The 16,763-nt window shown below is 72.3% G+C and carries 19 protein-coding genes; 11 read left to right on the top strand and 8 right to left on the bottom strand.

Annotated elements, in window-relative coordinates:
* Nucleotides 1–28 precede the first annotated feature (28 nt).
* Together AB0F81_RS16010 and AB0F81_RS16005 are read left to right on the top strand one after the other, a co-directional pair.
* Complete coding sequence (locus AB0F81_RS16010) at nucleotides 29–1,234, top strand: MFS transporter (protein WP_360197264.1); 1,206 nt, start codon at nucleotides 29–31, stop codon at nucleotides 1,232–1,234.
* A complete protein-coding gene (locus tag AB0F81_RS16005; RefSeq protein WP_360197261.1) occupies nucleotides 1,231–1,848 on the top strand; it encodes a M23 family metallopeptidase in 618 nt (205 codons plus the stop codon). The genes AB0F81_RS16010 and AB0F81_RS16005 overlap by 4 nt, the downstream gene beginning before the upstream one ends.
* A 2-nt stretch (nucleotides 1,849–1,850) precedes the next feature.
* Here the strand turns inward: AB0F81_RS16005 and AB0F81_RS16000 are convergent, their stop codons facing one another.
* From AB0F81_RS16000 to AB0F81_RS15980, 5 genes are all read right to left on the bottom strand, one after another.
* Entirely contained in the window at nucleotides 1,851–3,527 is a 1,677-nt protein-coding gene (locus tag AB0F81_RS16000; RefSeq protein ID WP_360197258.1) for an ABC-F family ATP-binding cassette domain-containing protein, read from the bottom strand.
* Nucleotides 3,528–3,782: 255 nt separating this feature from the next.
* Nucleotides 3,783–4,634 (bottom strand): alpha/beta hydrolase, encoded by an 852-nt coding sequence (locus tag AB0F81_RS15995; protein ID WP_360197256.1) that lies wholly within the window; start codon nucleotides 4,632–4,634, stop codon nucleotides 3,783–3,785.
* The gene (locus AB0F81_RS15990; RefSeq protein WP_360197253.1) at nucleotides 4,631–5,440 is read right to left on the bottom strand and encodes an SDR family NAD(P)-dependent oxidoreductase; all 810 of its coding nucleotides are present in this window, start codon (nucleotides 5,438–5,440) and stop codon (nucleotides 4,631–4,633) included. The genes AB0F81_RS15995 and AB0F81_RS15990 overlap by 4 nt, the downstream gene beginning before the upstream one ends.
* Nucleotides 5,437–6,330: an alpha/beta fold hydrolase gene (locus AB0F81_RS15985; protein ID WP_360197250.1), complete on the bottom strand. Its 894-nt coding sequence runs from the start codon at nucleotides 6,328–6,330 to the stop codon at nucleotides 5,437–5,439. The genes AB0F81_RS15990 and AB0F81_RS15985 overlap by 4 nt, the downstream gene beginning before the upstream one ends.
* On the bottom strand, nucleotides 6,327–7,793 hold the full coding sequence (locus AB0F81_RS15980; protein WP_360197381.1) for an NAD(P)/FAD-dependent oxidoreductase: 1,467 nt from the start codon (nucleotides 7,791–7,793) through the stop codon (nucleotides 6,327–6,329). Before AB0F81_RS15980 ends, AB0F81_RS15985 begins: the two co-directional genes overlap by 4 nt.
* Nucleotides 7,794–7,867: 74 nt before the next feature.
* Between AB0F81_RS15980 and AB0F81_RS15975 the strand changes: the two genes are divergently transcribed.
* The 6 genes from AB0F81_RS15975 to AB0F81_RS15950 all read left to right on the top strand — a co-directional run bounded on the left by AB0F81_RS15975 (nucleotide 7,868) and on the right by AB0F81_RS15950 (nucleotide 13,023).
* Nucleotides 7,868–9,082 carry a PucR family transcriptional regulator gene (locus AB0F81_RS15975; protein ID WP_360197247.1) on the top strand — a complete coding sequence of 405 codons (1,215 nt, stop codon included), beginning with the start codon at nucleotides 7,868–7,870 and terminating at the stop codon, nucleotides 9,080–9,082.
* Complete coding sequence (gene sigJ / locus AB0F81_RS15970) at nucleotides 9,079–9,927, top strand: RNA polymerase sigma factor SigJ (RefSeq protein ID WP_360197244.1); 849 nt, start codon at nucleotides 9,079–9,081, stop codon at nucleotides 9,925–9,927. Before AB0F81_RS15975 ends, sigJ begins: the two co-directional genes overlap by 4 nt.
* Nucleotides 9,928–9,976: 49 nt before the next feature.
* Nucleotides 9,977–10,297, top strand: a complete 321-nt coding sequence (locus AB0F81_RS15965; RefSeq protein WP_360197241.1) for a DoxX family protein — start codon at nucleotides 9,977–9,979, stop codon at nucleotides 10,295–10,297.
* Nucleotides 10,298–10,429: 132 nt separating this feature from the next.
* Complete coding sequence (locus tag AB0F81_RS15960; RefSeq protein WP_360197239.1) at nucleotides 10,430–11,086, top strand: M50 family metallopeptidase; 657 nt, start codon at nucleotides 10,430–10,432, stop codon at nucleotides 11,084–11,086.
* 234 nt (nucleotides 11,087–11,320) lie between these two features.
* Nucleotides 11,321–11,947, top strand: coding sequence for a carbonic anhydrase (locus AB0F81_RS15955; protein ID WP_360197236.1), 627 nt, complete (start codon nucleotides 11,321–11,323; stop codon nucleotides 11,945–11,947).
* 71 nt (nucleotides 11,948–12,018) lie between these two features.
* Nucleotides 12,019–13,023 carry a hypothetical protein gene (locus tag AB0F81_RS15950; RefSeq protein ID WP_360197233.1) on the top strand — a complete coding sequence of 335 codons (1,005 nt, stop codon included), beginning with the start codon at nucleotides 12,019–12,021 and terminating at the stop codon, nucleotides 13,021–13,023.
* A gap of 74 nt (nucleotides 13,024–13,097) precedes the next feature.
* Here AB0F81_RS15950 and AB0F81_RS15945 read toward each other — a convergent pair whose 3' ends face one another.
* Complete coding sequence (locus AB0F81_RS15945) at nucleotides 13,098–13,913, bottom strand: DUF427 domain-containing protein (protein ID WP_360197230.1); 816 nt, start codon at nucleotides 13,911–13,913, stop codon at nucleotides 13,098–13,100.
* Nucleotides 13,914–14,042: 129 nt separating this feature from the next.
* On the opposite strand from AB0F81_RS15945, the gene AB0F81_RS15940 reads away from it, so the two are divergent.
* Nucleotides 14,043–14,414, top strand: a complete 372-nt coding sequence (locus AB0F81_RS15940; protein ID WP_360197227.1) for a VOC family protein — start codon at nucleotides 14,043–14,045, stop codon at nucleotides 14,412–14,414.
* A gap of 134 nt (nucleotides 14,415–14,548) precedes the next feature.
* Here AB0F81_RS15940 and AB0F81_RS15935 read toward each other — a convergent pair whose 3' ends face one another.
* Nucleotides 14,549–14,959 carry a PPOX class F420-dependent oxidoreductase gene (locus tag AB0F81_RS15935; RefSeq protein ID WP_360197224.1) on the bottom strand — a complete coding sequence of 137 codons (411 nt, stop codon included), beginning with the start codon at nucleotides 14,957–14,959 and terminating at the stop codon, nucleotides 14,549–14,551.
* Nucleotides 14,960–15,017: 58 nt separating this feature from the next.
* On the opposite strand from AB0F81_RS15935, the gene AB0F81_RS15930 reads away from it, so the two are divergent.
* Nucleotides 15,018–15,791, top strand: coding sequence for a TIGR02569 family protein (locus AB0F81_RS15930; RefSeq protein WP_360197221.1), 774 nt, complete (start codon nucleotides 15,018–15,020; stop codon nucleotides 15,789–15,791).
* Here AB0F81_RS15930 and AB0F81_RS15925 read toward each other — a convergent pair.
* Complete coding sequence (locus tag AB0F81_RS15925) at nucleotides 15,769–16,287, bottom strand: GNAT family N-acetyltransferase (protein WP_360197218.1); 519 nt, start codon at nucleotides 16,285–16,287, stop codon at nucleotides 15,769–15,771. The two genes, AB0F81_RS15930 and AB0F81_RS15925, sit on opposite strands and share 23 nt — an antisense overlap.
* 72 nt (nucleotides 16,288–16,359) lie before the next feature.
* On the opposite strand from AB0F81_RS15925, the gene AB0F81_RS15920 reads away from it, so the two are divergent.
* Nucleotides 16,360–16,763, top strand: a 404-nt coding sequence (locus AB0F81_RS15920) for an alpha/beta fold hydrolase (RefSeq protein ID WP_360197215.1), incomplete at its 3' end; no start/stop codon positions are given.

Here is a 16,763-nt window from a genome sequence, read left to right as displayed (position 1 = left end):
GCCACGGCGATGGCACAGAATGCGGACCGTGATCGAGGCTCGCAGAGGGGTGCCGGCGCTGCTGGCGCTGATGGTGGCGGCGTTCAGCTATCTGACGGTGGAGATCCTGCCGGTCGGCCTGCTGCCGGACATCGCCGCCGACCTCGACGTCTCACTCTCCCAGGTGGGCCTGCTGGTCAGTGGGTACGGCCTGACCGTCGCCGTGTTCTCGGTGCCGCTGACCCACCTGGTCAGCGGCATCCCGCGCCGGCACCTGATCACCGGCCTGCTGGCGATCTTCGTGGTCTCCACCGTGATCTCGGTGCTGGGCGGCTACTGGCTGCTGCTCGGCGGCCGGGTCGTCACCGCGCTGTCCCAGGCCGTCTTCTGGTCGATCGCCGCACCGGCCGCCGCGGCGCTGTTCCCGCCGCAGGCCCGCGGCCGCGCGGTGGCCGCCGTCTTCGGCGGGTCCTCGCTGGCACCCGTCCTCGGTGTCCCCGCCGCCACCTGGCTCGGTCAGCAGGCCGGGTGGCGCACCGCGTTCCTGACCGTCGCCGGCCTGGCGCTGGTCGCGATGGCCGGCGTGGCCGTGCTGCTGCCGACGACCGCACCACGCGACGGGCACGCGGCCGCCGGCGCCGCACCCGACGCCCGCGCCTTCTGGCTGCTGATCATCGTCACCGGGATCACCATCACCGGCGTGTTCACCGCCTACACCTACCTGACCCCGTTCCTGACCGACATCGGTGGCTTCTCCGCGTCCACGGTGAGCGCCCTGCTGCTGGTCTTCGGCGTGACCGGCCTCGGCGGCGTCGCCCTCGCCGGTTACCTTGCTGACCGGCATCCGCGCCTGGCCGTACGCCTGCCGGTCGCCCTGCTGGCGCTGACCCTGCTGGGTCTCCCCCTGGCCGGCGCCCACCCGGCGGCGGTGATCGGCCTGGTCGGCCTCTGGGGTTTCGCGCTGCCGCAGGTGCCCACCACCTTCCAGAGCCAGATGCTGGTGGTCGCGCCGGGCAGCACCGATCTCGCCTCGGCCACCCTGTCCGGCGTCTACAACCTGGGCATAGCCGGCGGCGCCCTGCTCGGCGGCCTGCTGCTGCCGCACACCGGCCTGCGCGGCGTCTACCTGACCGGCGGCGCGGTGCTCATCGCCGCCTTCCTGGTGCTGGCCGTCTCACCGGCCCTGGCCCGCCGCAGGGAGCGCGGTGAGGCCCCGGCCGGCGGGTTGCCGCCGCTTGGCAGGATCAGGCGGTGATCCGCCGCTCCATCGTGCTCCTCGTCAGTGCCGTTGTCGTCGTTCTGCTCTCCGTCGCCTGGGTGGTGGTGTCGAAACTGTTGCCGGCCGGTCCCCGGCCCGCCTTCCAGATGCCGGTGGCGTGCGGGGAGGCGTGGCTGCTCGGCACCTATCCCGGCCACGACGACTTCGACATCGACTTCTTCCCGGTCAAGGGGTCGGCGTGGGGCCGGCCGGTGCTGGCCTCCTTCGGCGGGACGGTGGTCGAGGCCGGCATCAACGGCACGCTCGGCGAGCGCACCCCGCAGAACCCGAAGGGACCGTACGGTCTCGGCGCCGGCTACTGGGTGAAGATCGACCACGGCGGCCGCTGGGAGACGCAGTACCTGCACCTGCTGGAACCGCCCATGGTCGAGGTCGGCCAGCGGGTGGAGACGGGCGACCAGCTCGGCAAGATCGGCAGCACAGGTAAGTCCGGCGCGCCGCACCTGCACTACGAGCAGCGCCGCAGCCGCGAGAAGGTCGAGGCCTACTTCGACGGCGAGCCGGCCGGCATCACCACCGACGACCGCGAGTACGAGGTGCGCCGCACCAGCAAGAACTGCGCCCCCGAAGCGAGCCGGCCGGCCGGCTGACGTTATCCGGTCACGACGCCGCCCGGTGCCACCCGAATCCGTCGTACCGTGCCGGAACCCGCCGCCCGCTCGCGCCACCGCCGGTCGTGAGTGACGGTCAGGACGGCGCCGGTGTAGTCGCCGAGCGCGTCCTCCAGCTGTTCGAGGAGTTCCGGGGCCAGGTGGTTGGTGGGCTCGTCGAGCAGCAGGACGTCGCTCGGCCGGGCCACGGCCAGCGCGACTTCGAGGCGGCGGCGCTGCCCCACCGACAGCTGTGCCACCGGACGGTCCAGGTCGCCGGGGTGGAACAGGCCGAGTCCCAGCAGTTCGCCGACGGCGTCGTCCGGGTAGGCGCCGGTGGCGGCGGCGAAGGTGTCGAGCAGCGTCGTCCGCGAGCCGGACGTGATGTCCTGCCGCAGCCAGGCGACACGGAGTCCAGCTCGCTGCTGCACGCTTCCCTGCCGCGGTGAGAGTTCGCCGGCCAGCACGCGCAGCAGGGTCGTCTTGCCGGCGCCGTTGGGACCGGAGATCAGCAGCCGGTCCCCGGCCGACACGTCGAGCGCGTCCAGCCGCAGCCTCGGCCCGTCGCCGCCCAGGCGTACGTTCTCCGCACTGATCAGGACGGCTTGGCCGCCGGCCGCCGGCTCGCTGAAGGCGGGTGTGAACCGCAGCGGGTCGGCGGGGCGCGGCGCGGGGTCGGCGTGCAGACGGTCGATCCGCTCCTTCGCCATCCGGATGCGGCCCATCGCTCCGTGGTCGCGGCCGCGTGCACGGAACGCGGCGTGGCCGAACAGAGCACGTCCCAGGTTGCGCGGTATCGCATCGAGCCGGAAGGCGTTGGCGGCGACGAGGGCCTTCTGGCGGGCGAGATCCTGCCGCCATCGCTCGTACTCCTCGATCAGGCGGCGCCGCTCGCTGGCGCGGGCCACGAGGTATCCGCCGTAGCCGTCGCCGTATCGGCGTAGCGAGCCTGACTCCACGTGCACGATGTCGGTCGCGAGGCGGTCCAGGAGCACCCGGTCATGGGACACCACCACGACGGCGCCGCGGTGCGCGGTCAGGCGTTCCTCCAGCCAGGCGATGCCGGCGTCGTCGAGGTCGTTGGTCGGCTCGTCGAGCAGGAGCAGCTCCGCCTCGACGGCCAGTGCCGCAGCCAGTGCCAGCCGTGCCCGCTCCCCTCCGGAGAGGGTGTGCACGAGCCGGGACCGGTCGAGGCCGCCCAGCCCGAGCCGGTCCAGGCCGGCATCCACCTTCTGGTCGAGCTGATATCCGTCGCGGGCCTCGAATCGGTCCATGGCGGTGCTGAGCTGCGCGAGCAGCACGGTGCGCTGGTCCGGGTCTGCGTGCGCCAGCCGCTCGGCGGTCCGCTGGATGTCGGCCTCGAGGTGGCGTACGCCGGCGAGCAGGTCGTCGAGTGCGTCCGCGACCGTCGCGCCGGACCGGAACCGGGGGTGCTGTTCGGCGAACGCGACGCCGCCGGGCAGTTCGACCAGGCGTTCACCGGCGGTCAGCGACACCGTGTCCGCGAGCACGCGCAGGAGCGTCGACTTGCCGGCGCCGTTGTCGCCGATCACCGCGATCCGCTCGGCCGGGCCGACCACGAGATTGATCTCGGTCAGGACGACCTGCTCGGCGAACCGGACGGTCCCGCCGCGGATCTCACACATCCGGTGCGGGCGGGAAGGGGAAGGGTGGGTCACGAGAGCTCCTCCCCGCGACGCGCAGGCGGAAACGGCTGCCGTCGCGGAAGACGCGCTTGCTCAAAGCGCGGAAATGTACGGGAACCTCGCACGGCCAGTGTGGTGGCTGGGCAGCGCGCTTAGGACCCGCCGCGGAGAAGACTCGACGCGGCGTCCCGTACTAACGGATCAGCGTACCCACGGCGACGACTGTATCAGGGCCGGCGAACAGGTTGCCGGATGAGCATTGCGTCAACCGTGGTGGGCCGCTGGGGGTCAGCCGGCGGCGATCAGGTCGACGATCTCGGCCGAGGCGGCGCGGCCCAACCGGGTCGGGGTGAGGGGGTAGACGTGCACCGCGCCCTCGCCGACGTTCAGCCGGCTGACCGGCAGGCGCAGCGCGTCCGGATGGAGCAGGTCGCGGGTGCCGATGTAGAGGTGTATCGGTGCGAGACCGTCCATCGGCCCGTTGACCGGACTCAGCCGCGGGTCGGCCGGGTCGGCGCCGCCCGCCCAGGCCCGGCCCGCCTCGCGCAGCCCGGCGCTGCACAGCCACGGGTCGCGCGCCTCGGCCGCGGGCAGATCGGGGTGGCTGAGGGTCAGGTCGAGCCACGGCGCGATCAGGATCAGGCGGCGTGGCTGCGCCAGCCCGGCCGCGGCCAGGGTCTGGGCGAAGCCGAGCGCGAGCCCGCCACCGGCGGAGTCGCCGGCGATCGTCACGGCCGCCGGGCCGACCTCGTCGAGGAGCTGCCGGTAGACGGCGGTGACCAGCGCGTACGCCTCGCGGAAGGTGTGCTGGGGCGCGAGACCGTAGTCGGGCACCTCGACCCGCACGCCGGCGTCGGCGAGCCGCGCCACCAGGTCCCAGTGTTGCCGGGCCATCGGGCTGACATAGCTGCCGCCGTGCAGGTAGAGCGCTGCCCGCCGGCCGCCGGGTGCGACCGTGTGGCAGGTGAAGCCCGCCACCTGCCGGGTGCGCACCTCGTGGCGGCGGCGCAGGCTCACCGGCGGCGGGGACGGTGGTTTCACCGCGGCGATGCGCTGCCGGGCCCGCTCGACGGTCGACATGGTCGGCTTGGCCGTGAGGCGCAGATATCCCGCGACCACCCGCATCGGCAGATTGATCATGCGTCGCCGAACAGCCGGCGCTCGTACCGGGCGACCAGCGCCGGATAGCGGCGCGGCAGCAGGCGCACGAGCCGGTCCACCGCCTTGGCGTCGCGGCCGACCAGGATGCGGGGCCGGCCCGCCTCGACGCCGTCGAGGATGATCCGGGCGGCCTCGGCGGCCGGCATCGTGAGCAGTTTCTCGTTGTAGACGCGCACCCGCGCCGCCTGCGCGGGTGTCAGGTCGGAACCGGTCGCGGACGCGATGTTGGTCTTGACGCCGCCGGGATGCACGACGCTGACCTGTACGGGGTGCCCGCCCACCAGCATCTCGGTGCGCAGCGCCTCGGTGAAGCCGCGCACCCCGAACTTGCTGGCGGCGTACGCGCTCAGCGTCGGCTGGGCCAGGAACCCGTTGAGGCTGGAGATGTTGACGACGTGCCCGTCACCGGAGGCGATCAGGTGCGGCAGGAACGCCTTCGTGCCGTGGATGACGCCGAACAGGTTGACCGCGAGGGTCTTCTCGTACACCTCCCAGCTCGTGTCGAGCACGCTCTGCCCGCCGCCGCTGATCCCGGCGTTGTTGTAGACCTGGTGCACGACCCCGTAGTGCGCGGCGACGGTCGCCGCGTAGTCGACCACCGCGTCCCGGTCACTGACGTCCAGGGTCGCGGTGTGCACGCCGGGGTCGAACTCCGCCAGACCGGCCGGGTCGATGTCCGAGACCGCCAGCCGGGCGCCGCGGGCCGCCAGGGCCAGCGCCAGCGCCCGGCCGATGCCGGACCCGGCGCCGGTGACGACGGCGACCTTGCCGCGGAAACCCTTCATCGGGGATCTCCCTGCAGTGCCAGGTCGGTGGTGAGCCGCACCAGCCGGTCGACCACGCCCGGCGAAAGGTGGTGGCCCATGCCGGTGATCTCGACGTACCGGGCGCCGGGGATCGCGCGGGCGGTGGCCCGGCCGCCGCTGGGGTGCACCATCCGGTCGGTGTCGCCGTGGATCACCAGGGTGGGCGCGGTGATCCGGGCCAGCTCGGCGGTCCGGTCACCGCTGGCCTGGATCGCGCTGATCTGGCGCGGGATGCCCTGCCGGCCGGCCCGGCCGCCGGTGCGTTCCCACAGCCCGGCCGCCCAGGCCCGCTCCCCGTCGTCGTCCGGTGGGAAGCCCGCCGAGCCGATGTGGCGCAGCATCGCCAGATGGGCACGCACCGACTCGTCGACGGTGCGGGCCGGCCGGCGGGCCATCCGCACCAGCGTCGACCGGGCGGGCTGCCCGACCCGGCGGTGCCCGGTGGTGGAGAAGATCGAGGTGAGCGTGGCGACCCGGTCCGGGTGCCGGGCGGCGACGGTCTGGGCGATCATGCCGCCCATCGACATGCCGACCAGGTGTGCCCGGCCGGCGCCGAGGTGGTCGAGCAGGCCGACCGTGTCGGCGGCCATGTCGCCGAGGTCGTAGGCGCCGGGGTGGGGCCGGGCGAACAGCTGCCGCAGCCTTCCGGGCGGCGGCGCGTCGATGCGCGACGAGCAGCCGGCGTCGCGGTTGTCGAAGCGGATCACCCGGAATCCCGCGCCGGTGAAGCCGTCGACCATGCTCTGCGGCCAGCTGGTCAGGTCGAGGCCGAGCCCGGCGATCAGCACCAGCGGCTCGGCGGACGCCGGGCCGTCGACCCGGTAGCAGATCCGCGGCCCGCCGGGCACCTGGAAGAAACTGTCGCTCATGCCGGCACCAGCGACGAGAACCGCAGCTCCGGGTCGGTGACGTCGTCGGCGCGCAGCAGCTTCACGTCCGACGCGTAGCTCATCGAGGTCAGCCAGGGCATCCGGTCTCCCTGCCGGGGCAGCCGGTCGACGGCCCGGCGGATGTAGCCGGCGCCGAAGTCCAGGAACGGGCGGGTCGGCATGTCCGGATCCGCGGGCTCGGGACGGCAGGTGTCGTACCCGTGCCGGTCCATGTGGGCGAGCAGCCGGCAGAAGTGCTCGCAGAGCAGCCCGACCTTGAGCGTCCACGAGCTGTTGGTGTAGCCGACCGCGTAGGCCAGGTTCGGCACGCCGGACAGCATCATGCCCTTGTAGGCGATGGTGTCCGCCAGGTCGACGTCGCGGCCGTCCACGGTGAGCCGGGTGCCGCCGAAGGCCTGCACGTTCAGCCCGGTCGCGGTGACGATCACGTCGGCGTCCAGCGTGCGCCCCGACTCCAGCAGGACGCCGGTCTCGGTGAACGACGCGATCCGGTCGGTCACCACCGAGGCACGGCCGGCACGGATCTCCCGGAAAAGATCACCATTGGGTACGGCGCAGAGCCGCTGATCCCACGGACCGTAGGGCGGGTTGAAGTGCTCGTCGACCGGATAGCCGTCGGGCAGTTGCCGGGTGTTGACCCAGCGGATCAGCCGCCGCGCCGCGCCCGGGAACCGCTGGCAGAACTGCCAGACCAGGCGGCCCTTCACGATGTTCTTGCGGCGGATGATCGGATAGGCGCGTTCCTCGCCGAGCAGCGCCCGCAGCCGGTTGCCGAGCGCGTCCTTCGCCGGCACCGGCATCACGTAACTCGGGGTGCGCTGCAGCATCGTCACGTGCGCGGCCGTCTCGGCGAGCGCCGGCACCAGGGTGACCGCGGTCGCGCCGCTGCCGATCACCACGATCCGCTTGCCCGCGTAGTCCAGGTCCTCCGGCCAGTGCTGCGGGTGCACGATGTCGCCGCGGAACCGGTCGCGGCCCTCGAAGTGCGGGGTGAACCCCTGGTCGTAGCGGTAGTAGCCGCCGGCCGAGAAGATCCACCGGCAGGTCAGCCGTTCGGTCGCGCCGGTGTCGCCGCGTTCCACCTCGACGGTCCAGCGAGCCTGCTCCGACGACCAGGACGCGGCGACCACCCGGTGGTGGTAGCGGATCCGCCGGTCGATGCCGTAGGTGGCCGCGGTCTCCCGCACGTAGGCCAGGATCCGGTCGGCGGTGGCGATCGAGTGATCGTCGGTCCACGGCCGGAACTCGTAGCCGAACGTGTGCAGGTCCGAGTCGGAGCGGATGCCCGGATAGCGGAACAGGTCCCAGGTGCCGCCGCTGGCCCCGCGCGCCTCGAGGATCGCGTACTCCCGCCCGGGATGGTCACGCTGCAGGTAGTACGCGGCGCCGATGCCGGAGATGCCGGCGCCGACGATGACGACGTCGAGGTCCATGGCGCCCATCATGCGCGATCATCAGCCCCGATCACAGGGGCAAGGTGCTGCGGTTTGCGGCAGTCGTGGTGCAGACTGCACCCATGGTGTGGGAGCTGCCGTCGAAACGGGTGCGCGAGCTGATCCGGCGTGGCGCCGAGATCGTCCTCACCCCGGCGCCCGCCTGGCTGGCCGAGCTCGACGAGGCGATCCTGTCCGGCAGCAACATGCACGCCATCGCCGCCGACCCGGTGCTGGCCGCCGGCACCCGCCGCACCAACCGGGCCAACCTCGCCACCTGGGCGGCGGCCAACATCAACGACCCGGGCGCCCGGGTGCCGGTGGTTCTCAGCGAGGCGGCCCTCGCGGTCGCCCGCGACCTGGTCCGGCGCGGCCTCAACGAGTCCGCGCTGGACGCCTACCGCATCGGGCAGGGCGTGTCGCTGCGCCTGTGGACCCGGATCGCCTTCACCCTCACCGCCGACGCGGCCGAGCTCAGCGAGCTGCTGGACGTGTCGTGCCGGTCCATCTCCACGTTCGTCGACGACACCGTGGCCGCGATCTCCGCCCGCATGCAGGCCGAACGCGCCGACCTGACCCGCGGCAGCCACGCCGAACGCCGCGAGACCGTGATGCTGCTGCTCGACGGCGCCCCGATCGGCGGCCCCCGGGCCGAGGCCCGCCTCGGCTACCAGCTGACCGGCACCCACACCGCCGCGGTGGTGTGGAGCGACGACCCCGACTCGGACCTGAGCCACCTGGACCGGGCCGCCGACCTGCTCGCCACCGTCGCCGGGGAGCCGCACCCGCTCATCGTGACGGCGAGCGCCGCCACCCGCTGGGTGTGGGTCCACGGCGCCCCCGAGGCCGTACGACTGCGGGCCGAACTCGGCGGCCTGCCCGCCGTGCGTCTCGCGCTCGGCCCGGCCGACGCCGGCCTGGACGGTTTCCGCCGCAGCCACCTGCACGCCCTGACCGTTCAGCGGATGCTGGCCCGGCTGGCCTCGCCGCAGCAGCTGGCCACCCACGCCGAGGTGGAGCTGGTCTCCCTGGTCACGCAGGACCCGCAGCGCGCCGACGACTTCATCAAACGCACCCTCGGCGGGCTGGAGACCGCGCCGCCGGAGATCACCGGCGCGGTCCGGGCGTTCCTGGCCGAGCAGTGCAACGCCTCCCGCGCGGCCGAACGGCTGTTCACCCACCGCAACACGCTGCTGCGCCGCCTGCAGCGCGCCGACCAGCTGCTCCCCCGCCCACTCGCGGCTGACAGCGTGCACGTCGCCGTCGCCCTGGAGGTTCTGCACTGGCGGGGCCGGTGACCGCGGCCTTCACCGAGCATCGCGGCCTGCTGTTCGCCGTCGCCTACCGGATGCTCGGCAGCGTCGCCGAGGCCGAGGACGTGGTGCAGGAGGCCTGGCTGCGGTGGAGCCGCGTCGATCACGGCAGCGTCGCCGACGCGGAGGGCTATCTGGTGCGGGTCACCATCCGGCTCTCCGTCGACCAGCTGCGCAGCGCACGGCGGCGCCGCGAGAGCTACGTCGGGCCGTGGCTGCCCGAGCCGCTGCTCACCGCACCGGACGTGGCCGACGACGTGGTTCGCGCCGAGTCGGTCTCCACCGCCCTGCTGCTGATCATGGAGTCTCTGACACCGTTGGAGCGGGCGGTGTTCGTCCTGCACGAGGCGTTCGGTTATCCGTACGGTGAGATCGGTGTGCTGCTGGGCCGCGCCGAGCCGGCGGTGCGGCAACTGGCGCGCCGGGCCCGCGCGGCAGTCGAGGCGCGGGAGCGCCGCTATGACAGTGACCCGGTGTCGCGGCGGCTGGTCGCCGAGCGCTTCCTCGCGGCCTGCGAGAGCGGCGACGTCACCGCGCTGATGGCGGTGCTGGCGCCGGACGTGACCATGATCAGCGACGGCGGCGGCCTGACCGGCGCGCCCCGCAAGCCGATCCGGGAGCGGTCCCTGGTCGCCCGGGCGCTGCTGGTGCTGTCCCGCCAGCAGCCGGCCGGCGCGGTCACCCGGCCGGCGGAGCTCAACGGTGGGCCGGGCATGCTGGTCATGGCCGGCCCGGCGCCGGTGCTGGCGATGACCCTGCACGTGGCCGGCGGCCTGGTGCGGACGCTGCACGTGGTCAGCAACCCGGCGAAGCTGACCGGCGTGGTGTGACCTGCTTCACCCGCCGTCACGGGTGTGGCCGGGCGGGCGTCCGTGGGGCATGTTCGCACTCATCGTGACTCTGACAGCGGCCGCCCTGGTGGGCGCGGCCGCGATCGCCAACCTGATCGGCCACGACTACCCGCGGCGCGAGGCCGACCGCAACCGGATCCCCCGGTCGTGGGTGCGCCCGTTCGGTGTGGTGCTGGCAGCCGGCGCGATCGGCCTGCTCTTGCCGCCGCTGCGCACCCTCGCCGCGGCGGGGCTGGTCCTGTACTTCCTAATCGCGCTGGGTGCGCATGTGCGGGCCGGCAACTATCGGCTCGGCGCGTGGGCGCTGTATTTCGGCGTCTCGGTCGCCGCGCTGGCCGTCAACCCCTAAAACTGTCGAGGCCCGTTCCTCAGAATCCGTTCTCACCCGTGCGACCTGTTGTCGTCGATCAATGCGACCGGAATGAGTCATCCCTCCGTCCGAGCTATACCGTCTCTCTGGACCTTGGCTTAGGCTGCCGCAATGCCGGAGGACTCGGTCATGTGGAAGGCGGCATTGATCGCCTGGGCCCTGGCCGTGCCGCTGTGGTTCGTGACCAAATTCCTCGTGGTGATCGCCCACGAGGGCGGCCACGCCCTCGTGGGGGTCGCGCTGTTCAACCGGATACGCCGGATCACGTTCAACCGCCAGGGTGGAGGCGGCACCGAGTTCGTCGCACCGCCGTCGTGGCCCTTCGTCATCCTGGTCGCCTTCGCCGGTTACGCCGGGCCGTCGCTGTTCGGACTGCTGGCGGCCGCTCTCCTGTTGCGCGGGGAACCGGAGATGGTGCTCTGGGGCAGCATGGCCTTCCTGGTCCTGATGCTGCTGACCGTCCGCGGATTTCTCGGCTGGATCGTCATCCCGGCCCTGATGGTCGGGCTCTACCAGCTCGCCACCAAGGCGCCGCCCGAGATGAGCACGCTCGGGGCGTATGTGTGGACGTGGTTTCTCCTGATCGGGGCGGTCCAGCGGATGCTGGTCTACCTGACCGACAAGACCTATCAGCAGGGCGGCACCGACACCGCGCGGCTGCAGAGCTCAACGCTGGTGCCGAGCGAGATCTGGAGCCTGCTTCTGCTGCTGGCCACCGGAGCCGCCCTGGTCTGGGGCGGCTCCATGTTGCTGCGCATGCCCGGCTGAAAGTCTCGCGTGTGTTCGCGTGCCGAGCGGGTAGACGAACAGCCATGCGCATGGGAAACACGCGAGTCCGGTTCCTCGGCGGGCCCGCCGGCTGCCTCGGAATGATCGCGGTGTCGATTTTGCTGTCGGTCGGACTGACCGTGCTGCTCAACCTTCTCCTCCGGTGACGTTCGCCGCTTTGCCTCCTGAGGCCGATTCACGATCGTGAAGCACATTTGCTGTCATCCTCCTTCTATGGAACCGGGACGCTTGTTCTCCGACCCGACGGCCGCGCCGATCCCGTCGCAGCAGGGCGCGTGGCGCCTCGGCCGGCCGGACCCGGTCGAGGCGCTCGCCCGCCTGCGCACGGGCAACATCCGGTTCGCCTCCGGCGCCTCGCATCCCGGCGGCGGCGTCCCGCGGCCCTACGCGGTCGTCGTCGGCTGCGTCGATCCCCGGGTGCCGGTGGAAGCGGTGTTCGGGCAGGGCTTCGGCGCGATCTGTGTCGTCCGTTCCGCCGGCCACGTCCTGGACCGCGCCGTGCTGGGCTCGGTCGAGTTCGCGGTGACCGACCTGCAGGTGTCGCTGGTGGTGGTGCTCGGCCATGAGGACTGCCGTGCGGTGGCGGCCGCGAACGAGGCGGTCCGCACCGGGCGCCGGCCCGCCGGCGCTCGCCAGTTCCTGATCGACCAGATCGCTCCCGCGGTGCCGGCCGCCGGACCGGCCGGCTCCAGCCTGGACGAGGTCACCCGGAGCCACATCCGCCGGACGGTGGCCACTCTGCGGCACGCCGACCACCTGAGGGAGGCGCTCGCAGCCCACCGGATCGACGTCGTCGGCGGGATCTACCAACTGGAGAGCGGCCGGATCGAGATCCTTTAGCCTCGCGCACGCAACATCAAGCCGCAGGCGGCCACCCGCGGCCAGTGTCGCCGGGCCTCTATCATCCTTCGATGCTTTCGCGATTCTTCCGCCGGCGCCCGCAGCTCGAGTTCCCCCAGTTCGACCCTGACCCCGCTCTCAACGACCTTCAGCTGCGCCAGGCCCGAGACGGCGCGCTGGCCGGCGACTGGCAGGCGGCTGCCCGCGCGATCGAGGATGCGGGAACGAACGGTGAGCTGCGGTGCCGGCGGATCTCCGTGCTCAGCGAGGCCGCCGTGAAAGAGGACGCCTGGTTGTACAAGTGGCTGGCGGAGCACCCCCACGACGCGGCCGCGGTGACGATCCAGGCCGCCATGCTGTCGGAGCGGGCCGGAAACGAGCGAGGTGGCGCCTCCGCGGCCCAGACCAGCGATGCGCAGTTCCGCGCATTCGCGGACCTGTCCGCGGCGGCGGCCGAGGTGAGCCGGCGCGCCATGTCGCTGGCCGGGCCGTCCGACCCGGCGCCCTGGGTCGAGTTCATGGGCACGATGTTCGGCGACCGGCAGGCTCGGAGGTCATTCGCCGCGACGTACGAGGAAGGCCGGCGGCGGGATCCGTACAACTTCGAACTGCACCTGACCGCGGTAGGACTGCTCTGCCAGAAGTGGGGTGGTTCCCACGAGCGGATGTTCGATGCCGCGCGAGGCGCGGCGGCGGCCGCGCCGCCCGGCGCCAACGCGGTGATGTTGCCGTTCCTCGCCCATTTCGAGTACGCCCTGCGCGAGTTCGGCTGGGATCAGTGGGACCGGGAGACTCTGATCGCCCGTCACCAGTACCTGGAACGGCCCGACGTGCGCCAGGAGCTGGACTCCTGGGCGGCGAAGTGGCGCGCCGGGCAGCACACCGTGGGACGGGAGATGACCTGCCGGCACTGGCTGGCCCTGTACTACACGGCGACCGGGCGTCACCGCGAGGCCAAGGTCGTCTTCGATGAGATCGGCGTCTACCTCGGCTCGCCCACGGCGTGGGGCTACTTCTACGGCGTCAGCGCGCGTGGTTTCGTGGCGGGCTGGAAGGTGGCCAACGACGCCGGCTGAACCGGACTGCCGGCCCCGCGCCTCAGCGAGACGCCTCAGCGAGACGCCTCAGCGAGACGCCTCAGCGAGACGCTTCAGGAGACGCCGAACTCGTCCTTCATGACCTTCGCGAGCGGCGAATCGGGCCGCTTACGCGGTACACCGTCGACAGTGACGTCGACAGCCTCGTCGAAGAACGCGACCAGCCCGGCCAGTGGCGACGCGTCCGGCAGCGGCTCGAGGTAGGTCCAGGCCAGATTCTCCCCCACCGCGAACGACAGGTACGTGGCGCGGCCCTTGTACGGGCAGGCCGTCACCATGTCGCTGGGCAGAACCTCCGCCTTGACGTCCTCGCGCGGCAGGTAGAACCGTGGGTACAGCTTCGTCTCGAACACGACTGTCGGGGTGTGCGACTCGGCGAGCAGCACCCCGTCCCGCTCGACGCGCACGTGCCGGCTGCTGCGCCGGGCGTCGACGCGGGAGAACGGATCGCGCGGGTGCGAAAACACCGGCTCGTCCTCTTCCGTCCAGTCGAACGCGGCGAAGTCGAACACGACGTGACCGGCAAGGTCGGGGTCGTCCGGCCGGAACGCGGCGCGCTCGCGGACATCGTCCCCGAGACGGACGTCGAACGACTGCCCGGGCGTGGAGTGCACGGCGAACGGGATGCCGGGATGCAGCACCGGTGCGTGGCTGTCCGCGGCCGGCTCCACCGGGACGAGTTCGGCCCGGACGTCGTTGTCCGGCACCGCGTATGTCGGCACGATGCGGCGCGGTTCCCACACCAGGAGCGCGGCACGGCTGTCGACGACGGTCCGGCCGCCGAGCCCGGCGCGGATCCACTTGTCCGTCGGCTCGTGCCGCAGCACGCCGAACAGCCTCATCATCTCGTCACCGACGTTCAGACTCATGCCGGCAAGTCTTGCCGCTGCAGCCGCGCCCGGGCGCGTTTCATCAGATTGTCGACTTCCCCTGCGCCGGACCGGGTTCGGCGGCCGGCTCGGCTGGCCGGGGGTATCCCGCACTGCCATCATCGAGGGATGCATGTCGGACCGGTCGTCGCTGTCACCGAGCTCGCCCGCGCCCGCGCCTTCTACGAGGGGGCGCTCGGCCTTCAGGGCCGCGAGACCCCAGGCGGCTGGGTGGTCGAGGCGGACGGCGGGACACTGATCTATCTCCTCCCCGACGTCGCGGACGCCGGTGGCGCCAGTTGGCCGGTCGCCAGTTTCCGGGTGGACGACGTGCATGCGACGGTCCGCCGGTTCCGTGCGGCGGGCGTGCCGTTCCTCGGACCGGACGATCTGCCGTTCGCCCTGGACGCGGACGGCGTCTCCGTCGACACCACGGGCCTGCAGGTGGCGTGGTTGAAAGATCCTGACGGCAACGTTCTGACGGTCTTCCAGGTGGATTAGCCGTCATGACCCGGGAGGCGGCGGATACCCGAACGGCGCTCTGACCGCAGCGGCCGCCGCTGGACGGTGCGGGTCGCCGCCGACCGGTCCCGGGCTGTCGTCACCGCCACACCCTGACGGGCCCGAACCGGTCTCTAGACCCTGCGGTTCGAGGGCACCAGCTGGTGCGGCTCGGTGTCGGCGTCCTCCAGGCCGAAGCTGATGATCTGCCGCGGATGGATGCGAATCACCGGAGTGTCGCCGAACGGCGAGTCAGCCGGATGCTCGATGGCCTCGGCGGTGCCGCGTACCTCCAGGCACCGCACCCGCCACGGGTTCGTCGACGGCAGGTCGTCCACGACGAAGGCGACCTGGCCGGTCGCGGCCACGTTGCGGTACTTGCGGCTGGCCGTCATGCGATAGCCGGACACGTCGATGGTGCCGTTGGCCGCGTTGTACCGGTAGCCGACCGGGCTGTTCTGCAGGGTCCCGTCCGGGCGCAGGGTGGCGAGGCGGCCCAGATGCTGCCCGGCCAGGTACTCGATCTCGATCTCGGTGAACGCCATGCGCCCACCCTGCAACCTCAACATTGGTTGAAGTCAAGCACCGCGTAGCCTGCACCCCATGCCTCGTGATCAACCTACGCCGGCGGTGCTGCGCGCGTTCGGCGCCGAGGCGCCGGCGCGGCCGCTCGACGGCGGGCAGGGCACCTCGTGGGCTGCCGGTGACCTGGTGCTCAAGCCGGACGAGGGCCCGGTGCACGCCTGGCTGGCCGCCGTGTTCCCGCGGATCGTCCAGGACGGCTTCCGTCTGGCGGCGCCGGTACGCACACGCGACGGCCACCTCGTCCACGACGGGTGGACCGCGACCCGGTGGGTCGAGGGCGGCGGCGCCGGCACGTGGCGAGAGATCATCGACGCCGGGCGCGCGTTCCACCGGGCGGTCGCCCACCTGCCCCGGCCAGGGTTCCTGGACGGGCGGCAGGACCGGTGGGCGCTCGCCGACCGGGTGGCCTGGGGCGAGCGCGACACCCGGTTTCACCCCGTATTCGCCCCACTGGTGCCACGGCTGCGCGCCGCGCTCCGGCCGCTCGGCCCGGCCCAGCTCGTGCACGGGGACCTGGGCGGCAACGTGCTGTTCGCGGCCGGCCTGCCGCCGGCGGTGATCGACGTGTCGCCGTACTGGCGGGCGCCCGCGTACGCCGAAGGGGTGGTGATCGCCGACGCCCTCAGCTGGCGCGACGCGCCGGCGTCGCTGTGGCAGCAGCTCAGGGTCCCGGCCGCGGCGGTGGCCCGGGCGCTGCTGTTCCGGATGGCCACCACCAACGAGCTGGCGGAGGCGGACTTCGACGACGAGGCCCGCCGCTACGACCGCGCTATGCGGGCCATTCGGTGCTGAGGACGGCGTACAGGTCGGAGTCGCGCCAGCCGTCGGCGATCAGCGCGGTCTCGCGCATCCGCCCCTCGTAGCTCAGACCCAGTTTCCGCAGCACCCGCGCGGAGGCCACGTTGCGCGGATCGCAGGTGGCGAAGACCCGGTGCCGCCCGTGCTCGCCGAACGCCAGGTCGATCAGCAGGCGAGCGCCCGCGGTGGCGTGGCCGCGGCCCCACCGGTCCGGGTGGATGCCGTAGCCGATCTCGGCCTGGTGCGGCCCGCGCAGGTTGAGCTCACCGATTCCCACCACTGTGGTGCCGGCCAGGAACAGATACACGTACCGGGTGCGGGGCTGCCGCCGCCCGTCGGCGACCGCTTCCTCGACGAACGCGCGGGTCTGCTCGGCGGTCGCCGGCCCCCACGCCTGATAGCGGCTGGCCTCCGGGAGCCGGGCCCACTCGTGCACCACCGGCCAGTCCGCCACGGTGAGCGGCCGCAAAGTCACCTCAGCGTCGGTCATGACCCCGATCGTTGCGGATGCCGCCCGGCGGGCAATAGGAAGGGCATGACAGTCGCGCATCGCCGCATCGACGTGGACGGGATCGACACCTTCTACCGGGAGGCCGGGCCGCCCGGCGCGCCGGTTCTGCGGCTGCCGCACGGCTATCCGTCGTCGTCGTTCCAGTTCCGCAACCTGATGCCCGCGCTGGCCGACCGCTGGCGCACGATCGCACCCGACTTCCCCGGCTTCGGCTACCGGGATGCGGGCCAGTGCTCCGGCCTTCAGGCCGGGGGTGAAGGCCCGTGCTGGGAGGGCCGTCAAGGCCCGAGCAGTGCCCTAACCTCGCGCCTGCTCGCTCTGCTCGGCCACGGGGACCGGCACGATCGCGGCGATCCGGCCGCCGTGATTGGTCACGTAGATGATCCGACCGCGCACGGTGACGTTGTTGAGGGTGGCGGCGAGCGCCAGCCTCAGTTCGCGGACGCTGATCTCGT

The sequence above is a fragment of the Actinoplanes sp. NPDC024001 genome, assembly GCF_040638955.1.
Taxonomy (GTDB): Bacteria; Actinomycetota; Actinomycetes; order Mycobacteriales; family Micromonosporaceae; genus Actinoplanes.
The sequence above is the reverse complement of the archived record's forward strand: the minus strand, read 5'-3'. Positions and strand labels throughout refer to the sequence as shown.